Annotated in this window: 7 protein-coding genes; 4 read left to right on the forward strand and 3 right to left on the reverse strand. The window is 67.2% G+C overall.

What is annotated here, in order from left to right; translation table 11 throughout:
* Positions 1-15 precede the first annotated feature (15 nt).
* Positions 16-4965 (forward strand): alpha-2-macroglobulin, encoded by a 4950-nt coding sequence (locus tag LOY33_RS02825; RefSeq protein ID WP_258661260.1) that lies wholly within the window; start codon positions 16-18, stop codon positions 4963-4965.
* Between the two features lie 80 nt (positions 4966-5045).
* On the opposite strand, the gene LOY33_RS02830 is transcribed toward LOY33_RS02825, so the two are convergent.
* Positions 5046-5339, reverse strand: coding sequence for a hypothetical protein (locus tag LOY33_RS02830; protein WP_043860925.1), 294 nt, complete (start codon positions 5337-5339; stop codon positions 5046-5048).
* A 104-nt stretch (positions 5340-5443) separates the two neighbouring features.
* On the opposite strand from LOY33_RS02830, the gene pbpC reads away from it, so the two are divergent.
* The 3 genes from pbpC to LOY33_RS02845 all read left to right on the forward strand — a co-directional run bounded on the left by pbpC (position 5444) and on the right by LOY33_RS02845 (position 11454).
* Complete coding sequence (pbpC, locus tag LOY33_RS02835) at positions 5444-7786, forward strand: peptidoglycan glycosyltransferase PbpC (protein WP_258661271.1); 2343 nt, start codon at positions 5444-5446, stop codon at positions 7784-7786.
* Positions 7787-8072: 286 nt separating this feature from the next.
* A complete protein-coding gene (locus tag LOY33_RS02840) occupies positions 8073-9671 on the forward strand; it encodes a collagen-like triple helix repeat-containing protein (protein WP_309475761.1) in 1599 nt (532 codons plus the stop codon).
* A gap of 109 nt (positions 9672-9780) precedes the next feature.
* Positions 9781-11454, forward strand: a complete 1674-nt coding sequence (locus LOY33_RS02845) for a ShlB/FhaC/HecB family hemolysin secretion/activation protein (protein WP_058540792.1) — start codon at positions 9781-9783, stop codon at positions 11452-11454.
* A gap of 92 nt (positions 11455-11546) precedes the next feature.
* Here the strand turns inward: LOY33_RS02845 and LOY33_RS02850 are convergent, their stop codons facing one another.
* Together LOY33_RS02850 and LOY33_RS02855 are read right to left on the reverse strand one after the other, a co-directional pair.
* Entirely contained in the window at positions 11547-11954 is a 408-nt protein-coding gene (locus LOY33_RS02850; protein ID WP_043860929.1) for a response regulator, read from the reverse strand.
* Between the two features lie 15 nt (positions 11955-11969).
* On the reverse strand, positions 11970-12155 hold the full coding sequence (locus LOY33_RS02855) for a Flp family type IVb pilin (protein ID WP_043860930.1): 186 nt from the start codon (positions 12153-12155) through the stop codon (positions 11970-11972).
* Between the last annotated feature and the right edge of the window lie 283 nt (positions 12156-12438).

Raw genomic sequence — 12438 nt, forward strand, 5'->3', positions numbered from 1 at the left:
GAAGAGTTACCCTCCATGCTCAACAAAGGATTGTGGCTGGCGTGCGCCATGGCGCTGCTCAGTGCTTGCGACTCGTCTTCTGATAAACCGGCCCCGGCCCCCGCGCCAACGGAACAGGCCGCCCCGGTAGCCCCGGCGCCGGCCCCCGCCGAACCGGCCGCGCCCGCAGCTGCACCGGCCCCGGCGGCGACCCCGGCGCCCACCCAGGCGAGCCTGGGCGAGCGCTACGCCGGTCGCGAGCTGACGGTGGTAGACGTTTCCGAAGTGCAGGTCGACGGTGCCAGCGCCTTGTCGGTGACCTTCTCGGTGCCGCTGGACAAGGACCAGAACCTTGCCGAGCGCGTGCACCTGGTGGACACCACCCGGGGCAAGCTCGACGGCGCCTGGGAGCTCAGCGAAAACCAGATGGAGCTGCGCCTGCGTCACCTGGAGCCGCAGCGCAAGCTGGTGCTGACCGTGGATGCCGGCCTGCTCGGGGTAAACGGCAAGAAGCTCCCCAGCGAATACGTCAGCCGCCTCGAAACCCGCGACATGCAGCCCACCGTGGGCTTCGCCAGCCGCGGCTCGCTGCTGCCCACGCGCCTGGCCGAAGGCCTGCCGGTGATCGCGCTGAACATCGACAAGGTGGACGTCGAGTTCTTCCGCATCAAGCCCGAGTCGATGTCCAGCTTCCTGGCCAGCTGGGGCCGCAACACCTCGCTCGAGTACTACAACTCCGAAGAACTGTTGAGCAAGGCCGACCTGGTGTATGCCGGCCGCTTCGACCTGAACCCGGTGCGCAACACCCGCGAAACCCTGTTGCTGCCGATTGCCGGGATCAAGCCGTTGCAGGAGCCGGGGGTGTACCTGGCGGTGATGCGCGCCTCGGGCCGCTACAACTATTCGCAGCCGGCCACCCTGTTCACCCTGAGTGACATCGGGCTGTCGGCGCATCGCTACACCAACCGCCTGGACGTGTTCACCCAGGCGCTGGACGGCGGCAAGGCCCTGGACGGGGTCAACCTCGAACTGCTCGACCGCGAAGGCAAGCTGCTGGCTCAGGCCAAGACCGACGGCGATGGCCATGCGCAATTGCCGATGCCGCCCAAGGCCGACGTACTGCTGGCCAAGCAGGGCGTGCACACCACCTTGCTGCGCCTGAACAGCGCCGCGCTCGACCTCTCCGAATTCGCGCTGACCGGGCCGCAGGCCAACCCGCTGCAGTTTTTCGTGTTCGGCCCGCGCGACCTCTATCGCCCGGGTGAAACCGTGCTGCTCAACGGCCTGCTGCGCGACCAGGACGGCAAGCCGGTGAAGGCCCAGCCGGTCAGTGTCGAGGTGCGTCGTCCGGATGAACAGGTCAGCCGCAAGTTCGTGTGGGAGGCCGATGCCAATGGCTTCTACCAGTACCAGTTGCAACTGGCCAGCGAAGCCCCGACCGGGCGCTGGCAGCTGGTGTTCGACCTGGGCGGCGGCAAGAAGCAGGTGTTCGAGTTCCTTGTCGAAGACTTCATGCCCGAGCGCCTGGCCCTGGAACTCAAGGGCAGCGCGACCCCGCTGAGCCCGGGTGAAACCGCTGAAATCCATGTCAATGGCCGTTACCTCTACGGCGCCCCGGCCTCGGGCAACCGCCTCAGCGGCCAGGCCTACGTGCGCCCGCTGCGCGAAGCGGTGCCGGCCTTGCCGGGCTACCAGTTCGGCTCGATCACCGAGGAAGACCTGAGCCACGACCTGGAACTGGACGAAACCACCCTGGACGCGTCGGGCGATGCCACGCTGCAGATCGAAAGCCGCTGGTCCGAGGCGCATTCGCCGCTGCAACTGAGCGTGCAGGCCAGCCTGCAGGAGTCCGGTGGCCGGCCGATCACCCGGCGCCTGGAGCAGCCGATCTGGCCGGCCGAGCGCATGCCCGGCCTGCGTGGGCTGTTCGACGGCGAAGAGGTCGACGGCAACACCCCGGTCGAGTTCGAACTGCTGATGGCCGACCGTGACGGCCACAAGCTGGCCGCCGACAACCTCAAGGTGCGCCTGATTCAGGAGCGCCGCGACTACTACTGGAACTATTCCTCCAGCGATGGTTGGGATTACAACTACAACGAGAAATTCCTGCTGCAGTCCGAGCAGCCGGTCAGCATCAAGGCCGGCAGCACTGCCAAGCTGAGCTTCCCGGTGGAATGGGGCCCGTACCGTGTCGAGGTCGAAGACCCGAGCACCGGCGTGACCAGCAGCGTGCGCTTCTGGGCTGGCTGGCGTGCCCAGGACAACACCGACGGCGGCGCCGTGCGCCCCGACCAGGTCAAGCTGGCGCTGGACAAGCCGGCCTACGCCGATGGCGCCACCGCGCAGATCACCGTGACCCCGCCGGCTGCCGGCAAGGGCTACCTGATCGTCGAGGGCAATGACGGCCCGCTGTGGTGGGAAGAAATCGACGTGCCTGCCGAGGGCAAGACCTACGCGGTCAAGCTCGACCCCAAATGGGCCCGCCACGACCTGTACGTCAGCGCCCTGGTGATCCGCCCTGGCGAGCGCAAGGCCAATGCCACGCCCAAACGTGCCGTGGGCGTGCTGCACCTGCCGCTGGATCGCGCCGAGCGCAAGCTGGCGCTGACCCTCAAGGCCCCGGAAAAGATGCGTCCCAAGCAGCCGCTCACCGTCAAGGTGCAGGCGCGCAATGCCGATGGCAGCATCCCCAAGCAGGTGCAGGTGCTGCTGGCCGCGGTGGACGTGGGCATTCTCAACATCACCAGCTACGCCACCCCCGACCCGTTCACCGGCATGTTCGGCCGCAAGGCCTACGGCGCCGACCAGCTGGATATCTACGGCCAGCTGATCGAAGCCGGGCAGGGCCGCCTGGCCAGCCTGGCATTCGGCGGTGACGCGGCCATGGCCAAGGGCGGCAAGCGTCCCAGCACCAGCGTGACCATCGTGGCCCTGCAGAGCGCCCCGGTGACCCTGGACGCCAAGGGCGAAGGTCAGGCGACGGTGGACATCCCCGACTTCAACGGCGAGCTTCGGGTGATGGCCCAGGCCTGGACCGACGAGCGCTTCGGCATGGCCGAGGCCAAGACCGTGGTCGCCGCGCCGCTGATCGCCGAACTGTCGGCCCCGCGTTTTCTGGCCGGCGGCGACCGTACCGAGCTGGCGCTGGACCTGTCCAACCTGTCGGGCAAGGCGCAGAAGTTCACGGTCAAGGTGACCACCGAGGGCCAGTTGAACCTGCTGACCCCGTCCGAGCAGCCACTGAGCCTGCGTGACGGCCAGCGCGTGACCTCGCTGCTGGGCGTGCAGGCCGTGGGTGGCCTGGGCCAGGGCAAGGTCAAGGTGCAGGTCAGCGGCCTGGTGCTGCCGGGCGAACCGAACACCGCCTTCACCCGCGAGTGGACCCTGGGCATTCGCCCGGCCTACCCGGCGCAGCTCAGGCACTACCGCGCCGCGCTCAAGGACCAGCCATGGACCTTGCCCGCCGAGGACCTGGCCGCGTTCGAACCCCAGGGCCTGGAGGCGATGCTGTCGCTGTCGAGCCGCCCGCCGCTGAACATCGCCGAGCAGATCCGTGCCCTCGAGGCCTACCCCTATGGCTGCCTGGAGCAGACCACCAGCGGGCTGTACCCGTCGCTGTACGCCGATGCCGAGACGCTCGAGCGCCTGGGCATCAAGGGTGAAGAGCCCAAGGTGCGCCAGCGCAAGATCGAGATGGGCATCGAGCACCTGCTCGGCATGCAGCGCTACAACGGCAGCTTCGGCCTGTGGAGCGCGGACGACAGCGAGGAGTACTGGCTGACTGCCTATGTCACCGACTTCCTGCAGCGTGCCCGCGAGCAAGGCTATGCGGTGCCGCCCGAGGCGCTGAAAAAGGCCAACGAACGCCTGCTGCGCTACCTGCAGGAACGCAACCTGATCGAGCCGTACTACACCAGCAACGCCGAGCACAGCCGCTTCGCGGTACAGGCGTATGCGGCGCTGGTGCTGGCGCGTACCCAGCAGGCCCCGCTGGGTGCCCTGCGCAGCCTGTTCGAGCGCCGCGCCGATGCACGCTCGGGCCTGCCGCTGGTACAGCTGTCGATCGCACTGGACAAGATGGGCGACAAGCCGCGCTCGGCGCAGGCCCTGCAGGCGGGCCTGGCGGTCAAGCGCCAGGACGTGTGGCTGAGCGACTATGGCAGCCCGGTACGTGACGAGGCGCTGATCCTGGCCCTGCTCGAAGAGAACAAGCTGGCCACCGACCAGCTCGACCAGCGGCTGTTCGAGCTGTCGGACAAGATGGCCAGCAGCTCGTACCTGTCCACCCAGGAGCGCAATGCGCTGTTCATGGCCGGGCGTGGCATGCTCAAGCAGCCTGAAGGCCGCTGGAGTGCACGCCTGGACAGCGCGGGCGAGCTGCGCGACCTGGGCCCGACCCAGGCCGGGCTCAAGCTGGAGGGGCCGTTGCTGGCCTCGCCGCTGACCGTGACCAACACCAGCGACAAGACCGTGTACCAGCAGTTGACCGTGTCGGGTTACCCGCGCTTCGCACCCCGTGCGGTGGGCACCAACATGAGCATCTACCGCGAGTACCTGGGCATGAATGGCCGGGCACTGAACATCAAGTCGCTCAAGAGTGGCGACCTGGTGCTGGTGCACATTGGTATCCGCGCCAACGAGCGGGTGCCGGACGCGCTGATCGTCGACCTGCTGCCGGCGGGCCTGGAGCTGGAAAACCAGAACCTGGCGCAAAGTGCCGCCAGCCTGGACAACGCCAGCAGTGCAGTGAAGGAATGGCGTGAAGCAATGCAGAACGCCAACGTGGTGCACCAGGAGTTTCGCGATGACCGCTACGTGGCGGCGATGAACGTCGACCCGTACGGCGTGACGCACCTGCTGTACCTGGCCCGTGCGGTCACGCCGGGCACCTATCGCGTGCCGCCGGTGCAGGTGGAGTCGATGTACCGGCCCAACTGGCAGGCGGTGGGCGAGAGCCCGGGTGACATGGTGATTCTGGGACGCTAATCAGGCCCCATCGCGGGTCAAGCCCGCTCCCACAAGGGTCGCAGTAATCCCTGTGGGAGCGGGCTTGACCCGCGATGCTGTCACCGCACCACCCAGCTCAACACCCACAACCCCAGCATCAGCCAGATGATCCCCATGATGATCGAGGCGCGCATGAACGCGCGCACCGCCGAGTACAGCAACAGCAGGCCGATCACCAGCATCAGGATGCTGACCAGCGAGGTGTCCATGCCCAGTGTGCGTGCCAGGCCGTCGATGAAGTTGCCGCCGGCATTGGCCAGCAGATTGAACAACCCGCTCAGGGCATCCACCACGAAGCGGATCACCGCGCCGAGCGCTTGCCCCAGCCATTCGAAAAAACCTTCTACATGCATAATCGCTTCCTGATCGACGCTACGGCGCAGTCGCCGTGCCCAGAGCTTTGGCCATCATCCTGCCGGCTCGGTTCCTCACCCACGCAAAAAGGTGTCCGCGCCTGATGTTCAGCTTAGCCCGACCCCGCTCGCGCATCGCCCGGCTGCTGTGCGCCGCCTTTGCCTGCGTGCTGTTGCTGTGGCTGGCTGATCGCCTGTGGCCATTGCCGATGCCGGCCGACGATCTGGCGCGGGTGGTGCTGGCCGAAGACGGCACGCCGCTGTGGCGCTTTGCCGATGCCGAGGGCGTGTGGCGCTACCCGGTCACCCTTGATCAGGTGTCGCCTTACTACCTCGAAGCCTTGCTCACCTACGAGGACCGCTGGTTCTACCGGCACCCCGGGGTCAACCCGCTGGCCCTGGGCCGTGCCGCCTGGCAGAACCTCACGGGCGGGCGCGTGCTGTCGGGCGGCAGCACGCTGTCGATGCAGGTGGCGCGCCTGCTCGACCCGCACTCGCGCACGCTGCCGGGCAAGTTGCGCCAGGTGTGGCGCACCGCGCAGCTGGAATGGCACCTGTCCAAACGCCAGATCCTGGAGCTGTACCTCAACCGCGCACCGTTCGGCGGCACCCTGCAGGGTGTGGCGGCGGCCAGCTGGGCGTACCTGGGCAAGTCGCCCTTGCAACTGACCCCGGCCGAGGCTGCGCTGCTGGCGGTGCTGCCCCAGGCGCCCAGCCGTCTGCGCCCCGACCGCCACCCGGAGCGCGCGCGCCTGGCCCGGGACAAGGTGCTGCAACGCCTGGGCGAGTACCAGGTGTGGCCGCAGCAGCGCATCGCCGAAGCGCAGGAAGAACCGCTGCTGCTGGCACCACGCCAGGAGCCGGCGTTGGCTCCGCTGCTGGCTCGCCGGCTGAACCGTGCCGACAGCCCGCCGCTGATCCACACCACCCTCGACGCTGCGCTGCAACGGCGCCTGGAAGACCTGCTGCTGGGTTGGCGCGCACGCCTGCCCGAGCGCACTTCGGCGGCGATCCTGGTGGTGGAGTCGCAGACCATGGCAGTGCGCGCCTACCTGGGGTCGGTGGACCTTGGCGATGAGCGCCGTTTCGGCCACGTCGACATGATCACTGCCCTGCGTTCGCCGGGCTCGACCCTCAAGCCGTTTCTGTACGGCATGGCCATGGATGACGGCCTGATCCATTCGGAGTCGTTGCTGCAGGATGTGCCACGCCGCTATGGCGACTATCGCCCCGGCAATTTCTCGATGGGTTTCAGTGGCCCGGTGGCGGCCAGCTCGGCATTGGCGTTGTCGCTCAACCTGCCGGCGGTGCAGTTGCTCGAAGCCTACGGGCCCAAGCGCTTTGCCGCGCAGATGCGCATGGGCGGCATGCCGCTGAGCCTGCCGACGGCGGCCGAGCCGAACCTGTCGCTGATCCTGGGCGGCGCCGGCAGCCGCCTCGAAGACCTGGTCAGTGGCTACAGTGCGTTCGCCCGCGACGGCATGAGCGCGCCGCTGCGCCTGCAACCGGATGCGCCGCTGGTCGAGCGCCGGCTGCTGTCGCCGGGCTCGGCGTGGATCATCCGGCGCATCCTCAGTGGCCAGGCGCGTCCCGACCGCGACCCGCACGCCGAACTGGTGCAGCGCCCGCAGCTGGCCTGGAAGACCGGCACCAGCTACGGCTTTCGCGATGCCTGGTCGATCGGCGTGGGGCCGCGCTACCTGATCGGCATCTGGATCGGCCGCCCCGACGGCACCCCGGTGCCGGGGCAGTTCGGCCTGGCCTCGGCCGCGCCGCTGATGCTGCAGGTGCATGACGTGCTGAGCAACCGCGACAGCCAGCGCGGCATTGCCGCCCCGGTGCCGGCAGTGCCGGGCAACGTCGGGGTGGCCGCGATCTGCTGGCCGCTGGGCCAGCCGATGGCACGCACCGACCCCAACTGCCGGCGCCAGCGCTTTGCCTGGACCCTGGGCAACACCACGCCGCCGACCCTGCTCGCGCAGGACCAGCCCCTGGGTGTCGGCCTGCTGGAGAAGGTGTGGGTGAATGCCCGGGGCCTGCGGGTGGATGCAGCCTGTGCGGGGGCCGCGCCGCGCGACATCGCGCTGTGGCCGGCACCACTGGACCCGTGGTTGCCGCGCCTGGAGCGGCGCGAGGCGCGTTTGCCGGCCATCGACCCGAACTGCCCGCCGCAGGTACCGGCCAGTGCCGCGCCGTTGTCGGTGGTGGGGATACGCCCGGGCGACCAGTTGCGTCGTCCCGCCACCAGCCGCGATGCCCTGCACCTGAGCGTTTCGGCGCTGGGTGGCGAAGGCCAGCGCTGGTGGTTCCTCAACGGCGCACCCCTGGGCGAGACCACAGCCCAGGCGGCGCTGGCCGTGAACCTGGAGGAGGTGGGGCGCTACGAGCTCAGCGTGCTGGATGCCAGCGGGCAGACCGCGCGGGTCGAGTTCCAGGTCAACGACTGACCGTGCACCCGTAAGATGGATATAACGCGAAAGGGGAAGGGCTGCCAAAGCACCTTCCCCTTGCTTTCAAGTGCCTGAAGCAAAAGGGCTTTTGCTGGTGCTGCGACTGTATATATCGGGTTAATACCAAGCTCAGAATTGTTCCCCTTGCGCCTGCGCGCTCAGATAGCTGCAACGGACGTGGAGTGGCCGGAAACCCGGTGCTTCACACCTATAAAAGCAGCGGCAGCAGTAGCAGGGAGTCGCCATGAAAACTCAAGCGTGGATCAAAGCAAGTACGGCAGTGATGTTGATCTTGACCGTGAGCCTGGCCGGTTGCAGCAGCGGCGGTGGCGGTCACAAGAGTCACGTAAGCAGTTCCACACCCGATTCGGGTACCGATGGCGGCAGTGGTGGTGGCGGTACCGGCGGCGGTACTGACGGTGGTGGCGGCACAGGTGGTGGCGGTACGGACGGCGGCGGTGGTACTGGCGGTGGCGGTACGGACGGCGGCGGCGGTACTGGCGGTGGCGGTACGGACGGCGGCGGTGGTACTGGCGGTGGCGGTACGGACGGCGGTGGTGGCACCGGCGGTGGCGGTACGGATGGCGGCGGTGGCAACAACGGCGGTGGCGGTAACAATGGCGGCGGTGGCAACAATGGTGGTGGCGGCAACAACGGTGGTGGCACGACCTCGACCACGGTCGTCGGCCAGGTGGTGGCCCAGGTTGGCAGCGGCGTGTCGGGCGTGGGCACGGGCGTGTCCGGCGTGGGCAACGCCGTCAGCGGCGTACCGGTAGTGGGCAGCACCGGTGCCGGCGACCTGGTGACGGCCACCGGCAACGCCGTCACCAGCATCGGCGATGGCCTGGGCAAGGGCTTGGGTACGCTTGGCACTGGCAGCAATGCCCTGGGCGAGACGGTCAAGGGCGTGGGCAACGGGGTGTCGGATATCGGCGGCGGGGTCAAGTCGGTGGCCAGCAGCCAGTTGATCGAACAGATACCCGTGGTCAACGGTGTGGTGGACAAGGTCGGCGACGTGGTGGTGATGCTTGGCGATACCCTCAGCACCCAGAGCACCACCGGCAAGCTGGGCAACCTGAACCAGCAATTGAGCAACCAGGTGGTCAAGGTGGTGTCGCTGGTGGAAGGCGCCACCGGCAAGGTGGGTGATGCCACCGGGGTGGGTGCACCGGTCAGCGGCCTGTTGAACAAGGTTGGCAGCGCAGTCGACGGGGTGGGCGACAAGGTCGCCAGTGCCGGCAACGGCAACCCGCTGACCACCGCCGTCGGCGGGCTGGTAAGCCATGTCGGCACGGCGGTCGGCACCAGCGGTGGCCTGGTCAACACCGGCACCGGCAGCGGTGGCAGCGCCCCCGGTGCGGGGCTGCTGGAAACCGCCGGTGGCGCCGTGGCGGGCCTGGGCAGCGGGCTCGGCGCCGGCAGCAGCAACGGCCTGCTCGACGCCGCAGGCAGCACGGTCAACAAGGTGGGCCAGACCGTGGCCTCGCTGGGGCCGGTACTGGGCGGCAATGGCGTGGCCAGCGTGCCGGCCGGGGTGCCCACCGCTGCGTTGGGCAACAGCGTGGGCGCCGGCCTCACCCCGGTGGTGAGCGGTGTGACCAGCGTTACCCAGCAGGTAGGCGCGGCAACCGGCATCGGTGCGCCGGTCAACGGCCTGGTCACCCAGGTGGGCAGCGCAGTCAGCGGGGTGGGCAATCAGATTGCCGCGGCCGGCAACAACCCGGTCACCACCCAGCTGGGTGCGACGGTCAATGCCGTGGGCGGCACCGTGGGCCAGGTCGGTACCCTGGTCAACGGCAACGGGCAAGGGGGCGGCGGCGTGGGCGGTCTGCTCAATGGCCTGACCACCGGCCTGAAAGGCGGCCTCGGGGGTAACAAGTAACTAAATGGCCATCATCGATTAGACGATTTTACGGGCAACACCTACGCTTGAGGCTGACGAGGGAACCGTCTTTGGTTCCCTCGTATTTTTCAGGATCATGGAGTGTCCTATGCGATCGATGTTCGTCGCGTTATTGGGTCTGTCCTGGGTGGCTTCGCTGCATGCCGAGCCCCTGCCGAGCTTCCTCAACAGCAACGAGACCGAGCGCAAGCTGCCAGCGCCCAACCTGCCCGCCGATGCCTTTCGCCCCGTCACTCCCCAACTGAACCTGCCCGCACCGGATGCCGGCCAGCAGCCACAGCCGCTGCTGATGGGCACGCGGGTGCGCGTGCAGCGGGTGCGCATCGAAGGCGGCACCATCTACCCGCTCAGCGAACTGCGCGACAACTACCAGGGCCTGCTCGACCGCGAGGTGACCCTGGGCGAGCTGATCGAGGCCACCCGCCGCCTCACCCAGCGCTACCAGCAGGATGGCTACCTGTTGTCGTATGCCTACCTGCCGCCGCAGGACTTCGCCGAAGGCCGTCTGCGCGTGGTGCTGGTGGAAGGCTACATACGTGATTACGAACTGCAGGGCGATGTGGGGCCGGTGTCGGCCTACCTCGACAAGCTGGTGGGCAAGCTCAAGGCCGAGCGCCCGCTCACCCGCAAGACCTTCGAACGCTACACCGCGCTGATGAGCCGGGTGCCGGGCCTGACCTTGCAGGCCCAGGTGCCGCCGCCGGGTACCACCGACGGCGCCACGCGGCTGATCGCGCAGGCCTCGCGCAAGCCGTTCACCAGTACCTTGAGCCTTACCGACGGCAGCCGCGACGACACCCAGGCGCTGCTCGGCCTGAACAGCAACGCCCAGACCGCGGTGGCCGAGCAGTTGAGCTTCAGCGCGCTGTTCCCGCCGGGGCAGGATGACGAACGCTACTACCGTCTTGACTACTCGCAGTACGTGGACGCCGAAGGCACCCAGCTCAATCTTTCGGCCTCGACCTACCGCAGCAACCCGGCGGCGCGGGTGCGCCTGGAGAACGGCATCGACCTCAAGCAGCACCGCGAGAACGACCGTTACTCCATCGGCCTGAGCCAGGCGCTGATCGCCTCGAGCAACGAATGGCTGAACGTGGCAGCGCGCTTCTATGCGGTGAACGACAGCACCGACTACCGGGTGATCGGCCTGCCATTGAAGGTCAGTACCCGCACCGATGTGCGCGCCTTTGCCTTCGAGGCAGACTGGAGCAAGTCGGACGCGCAGCAGCTGCGCATCCTCAGTGCCGGTGTGTACCAGGGCCTCGATCACTTCGGTGCCAAGACCGACAGCGACTACGACCTGGACTTCCTGCGCCTGCGCCTGTCGGGGGTGCAGAGCGACCGGTTCTTGCAGAACTGGCAGGGGGTGGCATCGGCGGCGCTGTACTGGACCGACGACAGCCTGCCCGACAGCGAGCGCGCGGTGTTCGGCGGGCAGAATTTCGGCCGCGGCTACCCCAGCGATCAGGCTTCCGGCGACAAGGGCTGGGGTGCGGCATACGAGGTCAACTACAGTTTCAAGCGCGATGGCAGCTGGCTCAAGGTACTGCAGCCGTACGTGGTGGTGGACGCCGCGCGTACCTGGTTCAACGAGTTGGCGGTGCGTGATTCACGATTGTCGTCGGCGGCGCTGGGGCTGCGCTTTGGCGATGCGCGCTACTACAACATCTCGCTGGAGGCGGCCAAGCCGATGTCGGATATCGCGCTGGACAGCTTCAATCGGCGGCCACGGTACACGTTGAGTTTCAGTTACCAGCTGTGACGACCGATCGCGGGTCAAGCCCGCTCCCACAAGGTATGCGCACTACCTGTGGGAGCGGGCTTGACCCGCGATGGCCGCGTGGCGGCCAGGCGTTACTGAACCAGTTGCAGGCGGGGCTTGGGGAACAGGTTGTCCAGGGTTTCCAGCAGACGCAGGTGGTAGATCGGCTTGCGGAACAGGTCGAGTACCTGCAGGCGCAGCAGGTCGCTGACCGCATCCATGTCGGCATGCCCCGAGGTGACGATCACCGGCAGGTGCTGACGCGCCGTGTGCTCGCGCAGGCGCCTGATCAGCGAGATGCCGCTCTCCTCCGGCATGTTCAGGTCGGTGATCACCAGGGCAATGTCGGGATGTCGCGTCAACTGCTGCAGGGCGAGCTTGACCGAGGTTGCCGTGTGACAACAGAAGCCCTCGCCCTCCAGCAGCTCGGCCAGCTCCAGCAGTGCGTCTTCTTCGTCATCCACCAGCAGCAGCTGTTGACGTGAGTGGGAAGCCGGCATGTTCAGTTCCTGTCATCAGGCTGAGGGCAGGGCGGCGACGATGTCGTCGAAGACCTTTTTCACCCCGCCCCCCACATCGGTCGAGACCCCGATGATCACCACGGCCACCATGGCGGCCACGATGGCATATTCGATACCGGACGCGCCGTCCTTGCGATGGAAGAACAGCTTGCAGTGCTTGAGGATGCGGGAAAGGACCATGGTACTTCTCCTTGCGCCACAGGCGCGGGTAATGGGGCCCGGAAACGGTGATTCCCCTTTGCCATCACAGCATCGTCAAGCGGTTCGAAACCGGCAAATGTAAGAAGGCATTAATACCAAAGTAAGGGTGTCAACGCTGGCGCCAATAAGCTGTTGTTTTCAGGGGGTGTCGGGTTTCGGACCGAAAAAAAACTGACGGGTAATGGCGTTTTGTCCTAGCTGCGCTACCGTCAAATAGCGAAATAGTTACTTGCAACTTCATGTTTGCGGGCCAGTTCGCACA

Origin of the sequence: Pseudomonas sp. B21-036 (assembly GCF_024748925.1) — a bacterium.
Classification (GTDB): domain Bacteria; phylum Pseudomonadota; class Gammaproteobacteria; order Pseudomonadales; family Pseudomonadaceae; genus Aquipseudomonas; species Aquipseudomonas palmensis.